We start from the raw sequence: 17,475 nt of genomic DNA, 5'->3' as shown, positions 1-17,475 counted from the left end.
CAAATTTAGCCTAGCTTTGAAACGCATGCAGCTCCCCGCATCCTTCCAATTATCCGGAATTCTCCGGCACCACCTCTCCCTGCAGGGTGACGGCTCGGCCATCCGCAAACTCCGCCTTTTCGCAGACGGCAACACCAGCATCGTCTTCAACGCCTCCCCCTCCCTCACCTTGCACGGCCAAACTCTACCCGAGGCCTTTCTCTACGGCCAGATCACCCGCTTCAAAGACATCGACTGCCGAGGACCCGTCCGGCTCTTCGTTGTCGTTTTCAGGCCCGACGGATTCCATCGCCTCTTTGGCCTGCCCGCCGCCGAGCTAAATGACAAAGTGATATCGTTGACCGATCTCCTGGGCGACCGGGCGGTCAGGGCGCAACAATCCATAGCGGACGCAGCGACACCAGACGAAAAAGCCCGACTGGCTGAAGCTTTCTTCAAACAATTGCTGGACAAACGTCCACAGACCCCGGACCCGACTATCGCCACTTCCCTGCAGCTGATTCAACAACACAACGGGCTCATCACCATCCGTAACCTGACCGATGTCCTGTATTGCCACCCCCGGCAGCTCGAACGGCAGTTCAACAACTCCATCGGACTCAGCCCCAAGCAATTTTGTAATATCGTCCGGACTCACGCTTTTCTAAAACACCTCAACACCCACTCGCGGCTCACCGGCAAAGCCTACGAAAGCGGATTCTACGACCAGGCACATCTCATCCGGCAATTCAAAAACCTCACCGGCCTGACCCCTTCCCAATACCTCAGGAAGACAGATCCCCTGGCTGTCAACTTCCTGGGAATGACCACCTAGGAATGTCGCATTTGTACAATTTTCACCCGGGAATTCCCTTCAAATTTGTTCTATGGAAAAAATTCGCATAGCAACGGCTCAGTTCGAGCATCGCAACGCCGACAAATCCTACAATCTCGACACCATCGAACGCCTCACGGCCGATGCTGCACAAAAAGGCGCGACGGTAGTCGCTTTTCACGAGTGCAGCATCACTGGATACACCTTTGCCCGTAAGTTGTCACAGAAGGAAATGCTGGACCTCGCCGAACTCATACCCGATGGACCCTCCATCCGCCGCCTGACACGCATCGCCGCGAAACACAACGTCGCCGTCCTGGCCGGTCTTTTTGAAAAGGACACACAGGACCGCCTCTACAAAGCCTATGTCTGCGTCGACAGGAATGGCCTCGTCGCCAAATTCAGAAAACTGCATCCTTTCATCAACCCATTCCTGCTCCCGGGCGACGAGTACTGCGTTTTCGACCTCCAGGGATGGAAATGCGGTATCCTTATCTGCTACGACAATAATATTATCGAGAACGTGCGAGCCACCCGCCTGCTGGGCGCCGATATCATCTTTATGCCGCACGTGACCATGTGTACGCCCTCCACCCGGCCCGGCGCCGGTTTTGTCGATCCGGCATTATGGAAGAACAGGGAGAACGATCCGACTTCCCTGCGCCTGGAATTCGAAGGCATGAAAGGCAGGGCCTGGCTCATGAAATGGCTGCCGGCAAGAGCCTATGATAATGGAGTGTATTGCGTATTCACCAATGCGATCGGGATGGACGACGATCAATTGAAGAACGGCCACTCAATGATCCTGGACCCCTTCGGGGATATCCTGGCAGAATGCACGGACCTTGACGACCAGTTCGTTATCGCCACGGTTACCCCGGAAAAGCTGCAACAATCCGGCGGATACCGCTATATCCAGGCGCGCAGACCGGACCTCTATCGTGACATCATCGGCCAGGACCATGTCAGCCGGCAAAAGGTGATCTGGCTTTAGCCGGACAAAAAAAAAGGGCCAGGATAGAAATCCAGCCCGTTATAAAATCCAATATCCTATGAAAAACCTGACCAAATATAACCCTCCCGCGAGGATGGCCGCCTTGACCGTTCTCAATTCGCCCCATGATCCTCATCAGGACCGATGCCTGCCGCGGGATAAAATTCTCCGGCTCTCAAAAAATCCCTATCTTCCCAAACGGCCCTAACGCCAATAAAAGATGAGAGGCCTGATGATGGAATACCAGCTCACCCTTCCCACCATCCTGCGAAGGGCAGAGACCTTGTTCGGGAAAAAAGAGATCGTCACTCGCCTCCCGGACCAAAGCATCCATCGGTATACGTATCAGGACTTCGCAAAACGCTCAAAAAAGCTGGCCGTAGCGCTGCAAAACCTTGGGATCGGGGAAGGCGACCGGGTGGCAACCCTCAGCTGGAACCATTTCCAACACCTCGAAGCCTACTATGCGATCCCCTGCATCGCAGCCGTTGTCCACCCGCTCAACCTTCGCCTCAGCCCGGAAGATCTCGGCTACATCGTCAACCATGCCGAAGACAAGATCATCATCGTCGACCAGGTCCTGCTGCCCCTGCTGGAAAAATTCAAAGCAGCCATAAAAACCCAAAAGATCATCGTCATCCCGCAGACGGGAGAACCCATCCCCAAAACGTATCTGAACTACGAAGAGGTCGTTGCAAGCGGCGTCGAAAGCCGGTTCGAACCCTTCGAAAAAGACGAGTATGCGGCGGCATTCCTCTGCTATACTTCGGGAACGACCGGAAAGCCCAAAGGCATTCTCTATTCCCACCGCTCGATCGTCCTCCACGCCATGTCCTCCCTTTTCAGCTGCTGCGGGATCGGCATCACCGAACGGGATGTCGTCCTCCCGGTAGTGCCTATGTTCCATGCAAGCGCCTGGGGACTTCCCTACAATTGCACGCTGGCAGGAGCAACCCAGGTCTTCCCAGGCCCTTACCTGGACGCGGACAGCCTGCTCGAATTGTTCGAAAAAGAAAAAGTGACGATAACGGCAGGGGTTCCCACCGTTATGCTGGGTATCCTGAATAAACTGGATGCCGCCCCTGGAAAGCACCGGCTCTGCCTCCGCACCATCCTGGTAGGCGGTTCGGCCACCCCCCGCTTCCTGGTCAATGATTTTAAGGAACGCCACGGGCTGGACGTACTTTCGTCCTGGGGAATGACGGAGTTGTCGCCCATGGGCAGCACAGCTGTGCCTACCAGCCGGCTCGACGCGGCCACAAAAGAACAACAGCTCGACCACGCCATAAAGCCGGGCTTCCCTACCCCATTCGTAGAGATCCGCGGAAGAAATGAATCAGGCCTCATCCCCTGGGACGGACAAACGATGGGAGAGCTGGAAGTGCGGGGTCCCTGGGTCGCCGCCTCCTACTACGGCGATGACCAAAAACAGGATAAATTCACGGCGGACGGCTGGCTGAGAACGGGCGATATCGTTGCCATCAGCGAGGACGGGTGCATCGAAATAAAAGACCGGAGCAAAGACGTGATCAAATCGGGCGGGGAATGGATCAGCTCCATCGCACTCGAAATTACGCTCATGGCTCACCCGGCCGTACTGGAAGCTGCCGTTATCGCCATCCCCGACAAAAAGTGGATCGAGCGGCCCTTTGCCTACGTAGTCCTGAAAGAAGGTAAGACCGTGTCAACCGACAAGCTGAAGGATTTCCTCGCCGGCAAATTTGCCAAATTCTGGGTCCCCGACGGTTTTGCGTTCATCGACGCCATCCCCCGAACCTCGGTAGGCAAATTTCTGAAATCGGCCCTCCGCGAAAGATATGCAAAGGAAAATCCCTCCCAAGGACATCCGCCGGCCAATCCCGATGCCCCCGCCCTGCCTTAATCATTTAGCGCCTGGTACACCAACGGCTTGAAGGCCTTATCCGTGTTGACGACATGCGGTCCCCATATCTGACGGTAGAACAGCACGATCATCTCCTCCTTGGGATCAACCCAATAGGAAGTGGAGAACACCCCACCCCAGCCATAACTGCCCGCCTGGCTCGGCGTAAATGCACTTCCCTTCTCAGTCTCGATGGAAAAAGTGAGCCCCCATTTATTCATTCCGCTGCCCTCGCCGATATTCACCGTCAGGTCGCCGATCTGGTTCATCGTCATCATACGCACCGTGTTGTGGCTCAGAAGACGAACGCCATTGTACTCGCCGCCGTTCAACAGCATCTGCAGAAATATGGCATAATCATAGATGGTCGAGGAAAGACCGCCCCCGCCCGAGAAATAGTGCGTATGCTCCAACGGAAAGTTCATGTCCAGCGCTCCCCCAAATACACTCGCACGCTTTTTCATGCCCGTCGAGTCGTCCAGGAAGAAGTTGACCAGCCTCGCACCCTTTTCCGCCGGTACATTGAAGTAAGTGTCATGCATGCCAAGCGGCTGAAAGATGCGCCTGGCAAAGAACTGTTCCAGCGACATCCCCGACCATAGCTCGACCAGGTAGCCCAGCACATCGGTGCTCAACCCATACATCCACTTCTCACCGGGTTGAAAGAGCAAGGGCAGCGTGCCAAGGCGCTTCATCGCATCGGCCAGCGTCTGATCCCTGACACCGACACCACCGGTCATGTTATTCTTCGCATAGATGGCATTGGCCTCCGGGGTGCCGATAGCCGGGTAACCAAGCCCCGACGTATGCGTGAACAGATCACGGATAGTCACAGGCCGCTTTGCCGGCACCGTCGTGTAGCTGCTGTCCTTGGGATTGAAGGATTGCAGCACCTTCGCATCGGCGAAGCTGGGAATATACATCGAGACCGGGTCGTTCATCGAGAACTTTCCCTCCTCCCATAACATCAAGGCCGCCACCGTCGTGATGGCCTTTGTCTGCGAGGCGATGCGAAAGATGCCGGTCTTTGCCAGCAACGCTTTCGTATCCGGATCGTTATATCCATAAGCCTTATAAAATACGATCTTCCCCTTACGCGCAATAAGGGCAACCGACCCATTGATCCATTTCTTCTTCACCCAATCATTCATACCGGTATCGAGACGGGCAAGCCGGCTGGCTGAAAAACCGGCAGCCTCCGGAGTTCCGGACATAAGAACGTCTGGTCGGGGCTCCTGCGGGTAAACGCGGGCAGCAAACGCAAACAACGTAAAAAAGGTTATCACATGGCGGAGCATAAGCGTAAGGTAGGTTTTATCAAAAATAGAGAAATATTGGCTATATTTAGTGCAATCAACTAATTGGATGAGACTAAAAGATAAAGTTGCCCTCATCACCGGAGGCGCCAACGGAATAGGCCTGGCCACGGCCGAACGATTTGCGCAGGAAGGCGCAAAATTGGTCCTCTGGGATGTATCCGATAAAGGAAGCGAAGTCGCGGCGCATCTGAATAAGTCCGGCCACGAAGCCATCTTCAGAAAGGTCTCCGTCACCGACGAACAGGAAGTGCAAACAGCCGTGAAAGAAGCGCGGGATCATTTTGGCCGCATCGATATCCTTATCAACAACGCGGGCATCACCCGGGACCGAACCCTGCTGAAAATGTCCAAACAGGAATGGGATGACGTCATCGGGGTCAACCTCACAGGTGTCTTCAACTGCACCAGCGCGGTAGCCCCGGTCATGAAGGAACAAAATTACGGCCGTATCGTCTCGGCCTCGTCCAACGTCGCCATCCGCGGCAACTACGGCCAAACCAATTATGTCGCAACCAAGTCGGCCATCATCGGCATGACGAAGGTATGGGCCATGGAGCTCGGTCGCTTCGGGATCACCGCCAACTGTATCGCCCCGGGATTCATCCATACCGCAATGACCGACCTGATGCCGGAGGAGGTGCGCAAACAGACCATCCCGCAGATTCCCCTCGGCAAATGGGGCTATCCCGCGGACATCGCCAACGGATACCTGTATCTCGCTTCCGACGAAGCCTCCTTTGTCAGCGGGATCTGCCTGACAATCGACGGCGGCGCCGCAAGGTAGATGCAGCGGCCAACCGGTCGCCGGAGCCGGTCGCAACGCAAACACCCCCAAACCCGGCCCGTCACGGGCGCCCCCCGGCCCCAACGCTAGGCAGTCTCCGCCGCAAACTTCTTCGCCGCCCCAAAGAACAACAAGGTTGATCCAACACTCACCACCAGCACGATCGATAACGCCCACCGAAGCGACTCGACGCCCAGCGCCGGCTGCAACCGGTCACTGATCATCCCGACGGTCAGCGGACCAAACCCAAGACCGACAAGGTTCAACACAAAGAATAAGATCGCGGAGGTCAACGCCCGCATCGACGCCGGGACAAGACGATGAGCCACCGAAACGGCCGGTCCCAGGTAAGTACTTTGCAACGCCGAACAGACACCCAGGCAAGACAGCGAGACCCTCCAATCCCCGGAGAAAAGGAATCCCGCCGCAAAGAAGATGGAAAGGATGATCGCATACGCGGGAATCCGCAGATACATACGCTTGTCCCGCTTGCCAAAATGATCGGTCAGGGCTCCCCCCGCAAAGGACCCGATCGCCCCGCCAAAACCATAAATAGGCCCCAGTAACGCCCCGATTTCCGTGTTCTTCATCCCATGCAGCCTCGACAAAAACGAAGGGGCCCAATTAAGCAGTCCATAGATGCAAAACACATGCAGCGCCGTGGCCATTGCCAGCAACACAAAGGTCCTGCTCGAATACAACCGCTTCAGTACCTCTCTAAGCGTATGAACCCCATCCCCCTGCCCCGCGTCCGTATCCGTAGCCCCACGGCGAGGCTCCCTGACCGTAGCATAAAACAATACCGAAAAGAGTATCCCCGGCAAGCCGACGGCAAAAAAAGCCGTCCGCCATCCAAGCTGCTGATTCAGATATCCACCCATCACAAACCCGATCACGATCCCTATATAGATCCCCGAAGAATAGATGGCCAGCGCCGTGCTTCGCTTTCCCGCCGGAAAATAATCGGAGATCATCGCATGCGCCGGCGGACTCCCGCCTGCCTCGCCAATCCCCACTCCGACCCGGGCCAGCAACAACTGGAAAAAATTACGCGCCCACCCCGAACCAGCGGTCATCAGGCTCCAGAGGCCCAGGGAAACGGTCACGATATCCCTCCTGTTTCGTTTGTCCGCCAGCCGGGCAATAGGAATTCCCATGGTCACATAAAAGATCGCAAAGGTGAACCCCGAGAGCATTCCCAGTTGGGTATCCGACAAATGCAATTCCTTTTTTATCGATTCCTGCAGGATGACCAGCAATTGCCGGTCGATAAAATTGAAGACATAGACAAGGGTCAGCATCGTCAGGACATAGTTCCGGTATCGAATGCTGGCTCCCGCTTCGCAAACAACGCCGTTGGAGTGCATAAAGGGAGATTGAAGGAAATTCAAAGAAGAAGATAGCAATATTTCTGTAACCTCCGTCCCACCCCCCGCGTCCAACGACCCAAAGCCATCCTCATGCTGCGCAACTACCTGACGGTCGGTCTCCGTAACATCCTGAAACACAAATCTTTCTCTTTTATCAACATCTTCGGCCTGGCCGCCGCGATGTCGGTCTGCATGCTCATCATCATGGTCATCGCCGACCAGAAAGGCTACGACAGCTGGCAAGCCGGCAAAGACCGCGTCTACCGCATCCAAACCACCGGCAAGAACGGCAGCCGTATGCAAACCGCAACCTCGGCCCTACCGCTGGGAGACAAGCTGAGAAAAGACTATACCGGTATCGAGGCGGCCGCCACCCTGGTAAGAGGGATCGGCGGCGACATCCTCTATAAACAGCAGATCGCCTCAGGCGGCGGTTACTTCGCCGACGGCAACCTCTTCCGGGTCATGGATTTCCACCTCGAACAGGGGGACGCCCGCACCGCCCTCGATAAACCCTTTTCGATGGTGATCACCGCCGATCTGGCAGCTCAATTGTTTCACAACGAAGACCCCATCGGAAAAACGATAAAATTCAACAACACCGGCCTCCTGCCCGGCGGGCCGGAAAGCGGGAACATCGAAAGCTCTTATGGACAGTTCCTCATCACGGGCGTCCTCAAACCCAATCCCGGTAAGACGACACTCCCCTTCAAACTCCTGGCCTCATTCAGCTCCATGCCCAGCCTGGCAAAGGACACCCTCCTCTCCTACACGCCGAACGACTGGAATGCGGTATGGAACAACTACACTTTCGTTCGGATGGAAAAAGGCCACTCCAGGACCGAACTTCAAAATATCCTCGACAGGATATCCGATCAGCAATATCCAAAGGGCCCGGGAGACCAATTCGCGTTTAAGGCAACCCCCCTTTCCGATCTCATGCCCGCCGACCCGATCAGCAATCCCACCAACATCGCCATGCCCCGGATCATCCTGGTGATTCTAAGCGTCCTCTGCCTGGTCGTGATGCTATCAGCTTGCCTGAACTACACCAATCTCTCCATCGCCCGGATGTTGACCCGCACAAAAGAAGTGGGTATCCGGAAGGTCTCCGGCGCCACCCGCCGCCAGGTCTTTACGCAATTTATTTCCGAAGCGATCCTCATGTCCCTGCTGTCGCTCCTGCTTTCCTTCCTGATCTTATTGTTCCTTCAGAAAATGTTCACCGGGCTTTGGCTGAACCAGTTCATGAACATCACGTTTCATTACACTCCCACCCTCTTCCTCATCTTCCTCGGATTCAGCGTAGCCGTGGGTTTTCTTGCAGGCCTGCTCCCGTCGATCTATATTTCCCTCTTCAACCCCGTGCATGTTCTGAAGGGATTGAACAACCTGCGGTTCTTCAGCCGCCTCACGCTACGCAAGGTACTGCTGGTCGTTCAGTTTTGTGTCTCTCTCGTCTTCATCATTTCGACAAGCCTGATCTACCTTCAGGGCAAGCATGTCTTGAATTTCGACTATGGTTTCAAAAAGGAGAATGTGGTGAATGTCAAGCTGTACAAACTGGAAAACTACAACCGGTTTGCCCAGGCCATCGCCACCAGCCGGGAGATCGGTGCAGTGTCCGCGTGCAGCTTCCTTCCTGCCACCGGGACAAATATGTCGGAAATGATCCACAAGGCTGCCGACAAAACCGATAGCCTGCAGACAAACTATATCGATATCGGCGCAGGCTGCCTGCAGGTCTGGGGACTGCACCTCGTCGCCGGCAGGAACCTCCCGGCCATATCCGCCGATAGCGACGACCACTATGTCCTGGTCAACGAAAAGATGGCTGCCGGTCTCAAATATTCCTCCGCAAAACAAGCCGTCGGCCAGCACATCATATTGAACAGCGGCAAAGACGCAGAGATCGTCGGGGTCGTAAAGGATTTTCAATTCCTGGAAGTGATGAGGGGCATAGAACCGCTGATGCTCAGGAACCGCAAGTCCGAATTCGCCTATGCAACCATAAGTGTGCAGGGGAAGCATCTGCCGGAAGCAGTAGCCTTCCTGCAAGAAACCTGGAAAAAAGTCAACCCATCCACGAAGTTCGAATACCAATTCTTCGATCAGCAACTGCTCACGACCCATTCGATGATGAGCGACACCGTAGGAGTATTGGGCTTGCTCGCATTTCTCGCCGTCGTCATTTCCTGCCTGGGATTATTGGGAATGGCCACCTATACCGCCGAAACAAGAAGAAAGGAGATCGGCGTCAGGAAAGTGCTCGGTTCGGGCATCCCCAGCGTCGTCTTCCTGCTGTCCAAAGGATACATGATCCTGCTCGGGACCGCGATCCTGATCGCCGTGCCGCTGGCCATTCTCCTGAACAATATGTGGCTGCAATTCTTCGCGTCGCGGGTCAGCATCACCCCATGGATCCTGCTGGGCAATATTTCCATCCTGGCAGCCATCAGTTTCCTGATCGTATTCTCCCAGGCCTGGAAGGTCTCCACGGCCAACCCCGTCAACAGCCTGCGGTCGGAGTAACCGTTAACCATCCGAAGTCTCACAAAAGGGCGAACGCCTTCGGGTCTCTTTCAATAAAAGCCTGAACGTCGTCGGGGGAATTGGCCCATTCCAGCAGGATCTCGCTGTCGATGGGCTCATAGATCTCTTTTTGCGCCGGATCCTCCGGGAGCTGCATCACCGGCGCCAGGACCCAATGGTTCAGCTCGATATAATCGGAACGTTTGTTCAGCGAATAACCCTTGATCAGCACAAACCGGAATCCCTCGTCCTTCAATTTCTGCAGCCGTGCCGCCGTCAACCGGAGTGCATTTCCTTCGTTTTTCATACCTCTCCTTTGTCGTCAAATCTAGCCGAATGCCGCCGAAGCTACGGTGATATTTGTCACGGAAAAAAGTGAAAAATATCAATTTTTAAAAGGCTAGCTTTGTAGGGTCATGAGTATCCAAGGCATATTTCCCATCGAAAAATGGGATTTTAAAAGCGAATCGATCCTTGCCGATCTGCCAAAGCCCGATCTCCAACTGCTGATGGCCCGCCGGCTGGAGCAGATTTATAAAAAAGGAGAGATCATCTTCAGGGAAGAGACCTATGCTACAGGCACTTTTTACCTTGTCAGCGGCAAGGCGAAGAAGTATAAGGTCGACAAGGATGGCAGGGAACAGATCATCTACGTCGCAAACGCTGGCGAACTCCTCGGCTTTCATGCGATCCTCTCCGGGGATAACTATCCCGACTCGGCCGCCGTCATGGAGGAAAGCCTCATCGCATTCATCCCAAGAGAGGATTTTCTCGAGGCGATCCGCCAGTCGGACGTGCTCAACAGGAGACTTCTCAAGACCCTCAGTCACGAATTCGTCGTACTTACCAATAACCTCGCCCTGTTTGCCCAGCGCCCCGTAAGGGAACGGCTCGCCCTTCAACTGATCGTCATCAGGGAAAAATACAAGGCCGGCGCCGAACCCGGCATGCCGGTGGAAATCAATATGAGCAGGGACGACCTGGCCAGTCTCGTCGGTACCGCCCGCGAAAATGTCGTGCGTCTCCTTTCCGGACTCAGGGAAGAAGGCATCGTTGAGACAAAAGGCAGAAAGATCATCGTCCTCGATCTGAAACGGCTGATCCGCATCGCCAATCAGAACTAGCCAATGGCAAAACACACGACACGCCCCCAACACGCTCAGAGTTTCACTCTATCACAGCCCACAGCAGTTCCGTCTCCAGTTTCGACGCATCCTCCGTCCAATGCCCGTAGACCTCCACGTAAGGCAAACCCGTTTTAACACCGGCCCGCTTGCATTCTTCCGATACCCGCAAACCCGAGTCCTTTATCCGGTCATACGAACCGATGTGCTTAAAATAAACATACTTCTCCAGGGAAATTTCTTTCCGCTCAAGCATCGAGTCCGCCGGCGGCGGCGCTATCAGCTCGACACCGGCGAACATCGCATTCCCCGGCTCATAAACCCAGATATTGATCCCCTTGTTGGGAAGTTCCCGGGATTTCACTTCCTTCCACATCCTGTTCATCAGGTCGAATCCCGTCTTCCCCCAGTCCCGGGCGACGACAACTCCTCCAAATCCATAGAGCGTGACATGAAAGTTCTGGCGGATGACGTATTCCATAGTAATAAGTTATGACAAGTGTCCTAAGTTACATCCACTCGTAACAATTTCCTAACAATCCCTCGTAGTCCTATTTTCTCGGCGAGAACTCTGAACATCAACTTGAAGTGATCCGGGTCGGCCGGCTAAAAAGTGCATACACCCCCGGCACTACAAGGATCAGGACGATGACGATGAGAATGACAAGGGCAAAAAGCCGGAAGATGGACATATCGGTCAGCAGTTGGCCCTGCACCCCAAGCGCGCCAAAAACCGTCCGCGCCGCCAGCGCGTCCGACTGACCTGCGGTATACCCGGCACTTGCAAAATACCGGCCCGTCGTTGCCAACCGGCCGGCAAAAACGGGGTCCGTCGTAGAAGTATGCCGCAGAAAAGCCTCGCGGAAATGTTGATTGTACGTCAGCTGAAGAGTATACAGACCCGCATAGCTGTTACAGGTGGCGGTGAACCGGACAAATGCGGCCACCACCGCCCCGGTAAACCCGGTGTAGTCCGGAAGTTTCGAAACGATCATCAGCATCAGCGGCACGAACAGGATACCCGAGCCAAGCCCCTGCAGCATCGCAGGCCCGGCCAGGTCCCAAAACGAAAGGTCGGTCTGGAAGATACTATAGGACCAAAGGTTGAAAAGGAGCAGCAGCGAAAAACCGATAAGCAGAAATACCCGGCTGGAGAACTTATGCGTAAGGATCATCTCGGCAGCGACGATGATCCCTGTGATTAGCCCTGTCACATTCCACGCAGAAAGCCAGATCAGCTTCTGCGTGTCCCAATGCAGTATCTGCAGCGTAAAAGCATAGATTAGCTGTATGCTGTCCTTGATCCCATAATACACCCCCAGCAGCAGAAGCCCGATGATAAAACCCCTGAATTGAAACACCGCCGGATGCAGGTAAGGGCGCTTCGTCACGGTCTGCCGGTAGACCAGCGCTACGAGTCCGCAAAGCGCGATCGTCAGCGATATCCGTATCCGCCCATCGGTCAGCCAGTAATATTTCGGCCCGTAGATAAAAGTGTAGGCCCAGGCTATAAAGCTCGCGAGGCAAAGGATAAAACTGGGCCAATCCAACTGGTACAGGGGATAACGCTTCATCTCCGCCTTCGATCGCAACAAGACCAGCACCACCGCCAGCGACATCAGTTGGAACAGGATGAGGAATAGATACGTATCCCGCCAATCTAAATTATTGGTCACGAGATAAACCAACGCCCCTGACGACAGGCCGCTTCCCAGGATCGCCCCGTAAAACACCGAAAGCCCGATCGGCGCATATTGCGGTTTGAGCCGCGACATGATCAGCATGAGAATGGAGATCGCCGTTCCACTGACCGTAAAACCCGTAAACACCCGCGCTACCAAAAATACATTGACATTGGTGACCTGGAAACTGAAAACGCTGACCCCGATACCCAGCAATAGGAAGGTCAGCAGGTAGTTCCTGAGCTCGAAGTAACGCAGGAACCGGATATGCATCGGGATGGCCGCGATCAACGCCGCATAGGTGATATTGGTCGAAAAGCTGACGTCCTCCGGTTGCGCACCCAAAAAAGAAAGCAGGTAGGTGCTGACCAGGCCGAACAACGAGAATTGGGTCATCGCACTGAGCAGAACAAAAAGAAGCAGGCCGCGAACGACCCATTCCCACTCACTGGCCCAGCTTTTGAAATAGACAGGCGGGTTCATCGCTCATGTTTTGGGATCAACACATTCACGTTCATACCCGCCCTTACCGCCCCAAGCGCCGTATCGGTAAAAACGATCTTCACCGGGATCCGCTGGGTGATCTTCACGAAATTGCCGGTCGAGTTATCGGGCGGAAGCAACGAGAACCGCGCCCCGGTGGCAGCGGACAGGGATTCGATCTTCCCATGCCAGACCTTGCCGGGCAAGGCATCCACTTCTATCCGCACCGCCTGCCCATCATACATCTTTGCTACCTGCGTTTCCTTGAAATTGGCGGTCACCCACTTCTCCCTGTCGTCGATGATGGATACCAACGGTTGCCCCACTTGCACCTGCTGCCCCTCCTGGATGACCTTCCTCCCCAGCCGGCCGGTGTATGGCGCCGTGATAACGGTATACCCAAGATTGATCCGCGCAAAGGCCAGCTCCGCCATCTTTCGTTTCATATCAGCCAGCAACAACGCTTTTCGGCTTCGCAGCTCGTCTATCTTCGAATAACTCGTCCGCAGATTGTTCTCCGAAGCGCTATACTCACTGGACGCCACATCATACCCGGCTTTGACCTGGTCATATTCCGACCGCGTCACCGCCTCTTCCCTGATCAGGTTGTCATACCGCCGGATATCCTGCTCCGTCCGCCAGAGCCGCGCCTTCGCCGCGGCGATCTGGTCCTTGTTGACCGTCGTGCCGGTGACAAGCGACGACACGGAATGATCGAGCACGATGAGCTGGGCCTGCGCATCCTCCACCGCCGCCTCCGCCTCCTGTACCCGCGCCCGGTATTCCCGGTCATCGAGGATCACCAACGTGTCCCCCTGGCGGACGGCCTGGTTCTCCTCGAACAATATCTTCTGGATATAGCCCGCCGCCCGCGCCGAAACAGGATTGATATAGGTCTCCACCTGCGCGTCATTGGTTTCCTCGTATTGGGAGGCGGTCACGAAATAATTGACAAAATAAATGATGCCGGCGATGAGCACGGCAACGGCGACAAGACTCGTGACGATCTTGCCGGGATGCGCCTTTTTCTTCGCCTTCTCGGTTTCCTGTGGCATGGTTGAAATGGTTTGGAGCTGCCCTGGTCTCTACAGTCTTCCTGTAGCATAGAGCAACCGGTAATAATAGCCCATCGCGTCTGTCTGCGCCCGCACCAGCCGGAGAGCCGACTCCGTATATAAATTGTCCGCATCCAGCAGATCGGTCAGCAACGCCAGCTGATTGTAATACTTCGCGGTCAATATCCGCAGGTTCACCGCCGCCTGCTCGATGGATTTCTGCGCCACCTTGATCCGGTCCAACGACTCCCTGTACTTTATGATCAGCGACCGGATCTCCTCGTTGACATTATCCAGCACATAATCGCGCTGAAGATGCAGGCTTTCATACTGCTGCCTGGCTGCCGAGACCTTATTTCGGGTCTTATAAAGGGAGGAGATATCGTAGTGGACCATGACGCCGATAAACCCCGCCGCCCACCATTGATTGATAGGCGGGAAGAGGTTCAGGTTGGGATAGCTAAGCCCGTAGGCGGAATAGAGTTGCACCGTGGGATAGTATTGGGTCCGGACAACATCGATCCGGTTCTCCTGGAGCTGCAGCAGCTTCCCGTATCGCTGTAACGCATACGGCGTATTGGGCCCATCCGGTTGATATTCGCCGGGCAGTTCCGTTGAGGCCGGCAGTTGGAAGGACGTATCCGTCAGATCGATCCGGTCCGCGGACGGAAGGTCCAGCTGGATGCCCAGCCTGTCCTTGGCAATAGCGATATCATTGTCGGCCTGCTCGCGGTTCAGCTGCTGCGTGGACAAATCGACCTCGGCCCGCAGCAGGTCGCTCTTCGTGACCCGCTCATTCTCATACAAGCTTCTGATATTCTTTACCCGCAGCTCCGCCCGCTTGATCTCTTCGGCAAAAAGGGAATCCTGCCGGTATAGACTGACGATCTGCAGATAGAGCAGTACCGCCTGGGTGGCCGACTGCCCTGCCTCATCCCCCGTATTCACGGAAGCCAGCTGCTCCCGGATCTCCTTCTCTTCGATATTCTTCCTGAGCCTTCCCCCGCCATAAACAAGAAGACCGGCCTGCGCCACCATGGAGGCGTTGTTGGGGTCCGGCGGCCGGGTGATGGCATGCGCATCGGAAAGACCGTTCCTGAAAAGCGTAACCTTCGTAAATCGCTGGTAGTTGACGTCCGCCGCCAGGGAAGGTAACACGGCGTCCTTTGCATCCTGCAGGTCGAAAGCACTGGCCTTTTCCTCTTCTCTCGCCGCCTTGACACGTTTGTTCTGGTCCCGCGCGATGCGGATGACGTCGCTGAGCGAGAACGCGTAGTTCGCATGTTGTAAAGAATCCTGCGAAAGGAGCAAACCAGGCGAGCCCGTCAATAACACCAGCGAAAACCATCCCTTTAACGTCATAAAGACAATTGTCCCCTAAAGTTCAGGACAACTGCCCGCTCAACGAATAGCCCAAGTATGGCAATTGATGTATTATTGATCGGTTTATACTCCATCGCCTCGATGCGCAGCCGCTGCCGGCCATACATTATCCGCGGGATTGCTGTCCGACACATGCGCGCTCCCAAGAGTGATCTTCTTAATAGGCAGCTCCGATGACACGGGCACCACGGTCTCCACATTCCCCTTCTCCCAAACACCGGCCGACCGGTGGATCGTCTTCTTAGTCCCATCGGCGAATTCGATCGCCAGGTCCACCGGGAGCGGCTTGCCGCCTGTATTGGCCACGACCACGAACGCCGCCTTCCCCTTATGCTGCACGGCTTTGATCCCCAGGTCGGGAACCCCATCATCATAGAACCAGCGTCGCCAGAACCAGTTTAAGTTTCGCCCGGAACCGGCATTCATGCTTCCGAAGAAATCCAGTGGCATCGGATGCTTCCCATGCCAGTCCCGGATATACCGGTGCAGCCCCTTGCGGAACAGGCTGTCGCCAAGCAGGTCCATCGCATAAGCATACCCCATCGCCGGCTTGGCGTATGCATTCAGAAAATACGTCAGCCCGCTCTGCTGCGTCGACAAGGTGATCACGGGAAGATCGTTCTCCTTCCCGGCGCCGGAGGCATACTCGCCGATGCCATACAGGTCTACGATGGAAGAATCGATCATCGGCGAGATCACCCACTCCCCGATGCTCGCCCAGCCCTCATCCATCCAGGCATATTTTGTCTCGTTGATGCCCATATAGAACGGGAACATCGTGTGGAATATCTCATGATCCGTCAGCTCGATCGCATCCTCCCGCCGGCTCAGCGGATTGTCATTGACCATCATCGGGTATTCCATCTGGTCCAATCCGTCGAAAACGGTCTCATGTGCATAGGGGAACGGCCATGCAGGAAACCGGTAGCTCATGCTCTCCACCGTCTTCCGCGCAAAGTCCACCACCTCGTAAAAATCTTTGTGCGCGGGATTGAACACGGCATCCACCCGCGTCCTGCGTCCCGTAGCCGCATCCACCACAAGACTCGACGATCGCCAGCAGTAATGATTGCTCACCGCAAAGACGAAGTCGGTAACGCTGTCGGCCCGGAACTTCCAGCGGCTGCTGTCCGTCCGCAACAGCACGTCGCCGCGCGCCAGGTCATTCGTATCGACGACATTCACGATGCCATCCTTCGTCTCCGCCTCGTCGATGCGCTGATTACAGGCCGCCGATAACAGGTCCCGGCGATTCAGCAGATCGCCCGTTCCCCATACCATATACCCCGCCGGAACGGTCACCTCGACATCGAAATGACAGAAGTCGTTGTAGAATTCAAGGTGGCCGAGATAAGGATTCCGGTTCCAACCATCGATGTCATCGTATACCGCGATCCGTGGAAAAAAATAGGCGATAAAAAAGGCGCCGCTGTCTACCTGCCCGGTCCGGATATGCGAGTTCTTATTGAGGGTATAGGAAAAGGCAAGCGACACCCGGCGTGACTGACCCGGGGCCATCGCCGGCACGCGGACAGTAACGTCCGTTCCCGCCACCGTCGGGGGAAAATTACCCGCCACCCCGTCCACCGAAAAGCTGGAAACGGTCACTCCATCGGTAACATCGTCGGGCCGGATCGACTGCAGCCTCGACGCGCCTTTCTTGTAGAGATTGGGATACAGTTTGAACAAGAGCTGACGCAGCGTATCCGGGCTGTTATTGATATAGACGATCTCCTCCGTCCCGCTGATCAACCGGGTCCGCGGATCGAACCGCACCCGGATGGAATAGTCCGCCCGGTTCTGCCAGTACTTGGCGCCCGGCTGCCCCGTTGCGGTTCGCGTCCCTTTGACAATCGCCGCCTGGATATTCCGCGGAACGGGTAGCGGCCGCTGGGCAAACATCGGCGCTATAGATACGAACAACAGGATAAAGCAAAAAAAGAATCCCCTGACCATGAAATAGTATTTGAGATCAAGATATAAAAAATTTCAGGGTATTTTCTCCATCAGGCTCCGAATAAAGACGATCTCCCGGGAATTTTCGCCGTCCGGC

The 17,475-nt window shown here is 55.3% G+C and carries 14 protein-coding genes; 6 read left to right on the top strand and 8 right to left on the bottom strand.

Translation table 11 applies throughout. From position 1 onward, the window contains the following. The 3 genes from VHE34_RS25515 to VHE34_RS25505 all read left to right on the top strand — a co-directional run. The coding region (locus tag VHE34_RS25515) for a helix-turn-helix domain-containing protein (protein ID WP_325593255.1) at positions 1–814 on the top strand (814 nt) is incomplete at its 5' end. Positions 815–866: 52 nt separating this feature from the next. Further along, a complete protein-coding gene (locus VHE34_RS25510; RefSeq protein WP_325593253.1) occupies positions 867–1,808 on the top strand; it encodes a nitrilase family protein in 942 nt (313 codons plus the stop codon). A 220-nt stretch (positions 1,809–2,028) separates the two neighbouring features. Continuing rightward, entirely contained in the window at positions 2,029–3,690 is a 1,662-nt protein-coding gene (locus tag VHE34_RS25505) for a long-chain fatty acid--CoA ligase (protein WP_325593251.1), read from the top strand. Here the strand turns inward: VHE34_RS25505 and VHE34_RS25500 are convergent. Beyond that, entirely contained in the window at positions 3,687–4,904 is a 1,218-nt protein-coding gene (locus tag VHE34_RS25500; protein WP_325593249.1) for a serine hydrolase domain-containing protein, read from the bottom strand. The two genes, VHE34_RS25505 and VHE34_RS25500, sit on opposite strands and share 4 nt — an antisense overlap. A 151-nt stretch (positions 4,905–5,055) precedes the next feature. Between VHE34_RS25500 and fabG the strand changes: the two genes are divergently transcribed. After that, positions 5,056–5,793, top strand: coding sequence for a 3-oxoacyl-ACP reductase FabG (gene fabG, locus VHE34_RS25495; RefSeq protein ID WP_325593247.1), 738 nt, complete (start codon positions 5,056–5,058; stop codon positions 5,791–5,793). Positions 5,794–5,879: 86 nt separating this feature from the next. Here fabG and VHE34_RS25490 read toward each other — a convergent pair whose 3' ends face one another. Continuing rightward, positions 5,880–7,301 (bottom strand): MFS transporter, encoded by a 1,422-nt coding sequence (locus tag VHE34_RS25490; protein WP_325593245.1) that lies wholly within the window; start codon positions 7,299–7,301, stop codon positions 5,880–5,882. On the opposite strand from VHE34_RS25490, the gene VHE34_RS25485 reads away from it, so the two are divergent. Continuing rightward, a complete protein-coding gene (locus VHE34_RS25485; protein WP_325593243.1) occupies positions 7,254–9,695 on the top strand; it encodes an ABC transporter permease in 2,442 nt (813 codons plus the stop codon). The two genes, VHE34_RS25490 and VHE34_RS25485, sit on opposite strands and share 48 nt — an antisense overlap. Positions 9,696–9,714: 19 nt before the next feature. Here the strand turns inward: VHE34_RS25485 and VHE34_RS25480 are convergent, their stop codons facing one another. Beyond that, entirely contained in the window at positions 9,715–10,002 is a 288-nt protein-coding gene (locus VHE34_RS25480) for a hypothetical protein (RefSeq protein WP_325593242.1), read from the bottom strand. 109 nt (positions 10,003–10,111) lie between these two features. Here VHE34_RS25480 and VHE34_RS25475 point away from each other — a divergent pair, with 109 nt between their 5' ends. Beyond that, positions 10,112–10,819: a Crp/Fnr family transcriptional regulator gene (locus tag VHE34_RS25475; RefSeq protein WP_325593240.1), complete on the top strand. Its 708-nt coding sequence runs from the start codon at positions 10,112–10,114 to the stop codon at positions 10,817–10,819. Between the two features lie 43 nt (positions 10,820–10,862). Here the strand turns inward: VHE34_RS25475 and VHE34_RS25470 are convergent, their stop codons facing one another. The 5 genes from VHE34_RS25470 to VHE34_RS25450 form a co-directional block, all read right to left on the bottom strand. Then, a complete protein-coding gene (locus VHE34_RS25470) occupies positions 10,863–11,300 on the bottom strand; it encodes a hypothetical protein (RefSeq protein ID WP_325593238.1) in 438 nt (145 codons plus the stop codon). A 97-nt stretch (positions 11,301–11,397) separates the two neighbouring features. Further along, positions 11,398–12,984, bottom strand: coding sequence for an MFS transporter (locus VHE34_RS25465; RefSeq protein WP_325593237.1), 1,587 nt, complete (start codon positions 12,982–12,984; stop codon positions 11,398–11,400). After that, entirely contained in the window at positions 12,981–14,039 is a 1,059-nt protein-coding gene (locus tag VHE34_RS25460) for an HlyD family secretion protein (protein WP_325593235.1), read from the bottom strand. Before VHE34_RS25460 ends, VHE34_RS25465 begins: the two co-directional genes overlap by 4 nt. 30 nt (positions 14,040–14,069) lie before the next feature. Further along, positions 14,070–15,401 (bottom strand): TolC family protein, encoded by a 1,332-nt coding sequence (locus VHE34_RS25455; RefSeq protein ID WP_325593234.1) that lies wholly within the window; start codon positions 15,399–15,401, stop codon positions 14,070–14,072. A gap of 84 nt (positions 15,402–15,485) precedes the next feature. Continuing rightward, a complete protein-coding gene (locus tag VHE34_RS25450) occupies positions 15,486–17,378 on the bottom strand; it encodes a M1 family metallopeptidase (RefSeq protein WP_325593232.1) in 1,893 nt (630 codons plus the stop codon). Positions 17,379–17,475: the final 97 nt, after the last annotated feature.

It is taken from the genome of Puia sp., from assembly GCF_035546395.1.
GTDB lineage: Bacteria > Bacteroidota > Bacteroidia > Chitinophagales > Chitinophagaceae > Puia.
Note: the sequence above shows the minus strand (reverse complement) of the source record. Positions and strands in the feature narration are given on the sequence as shown.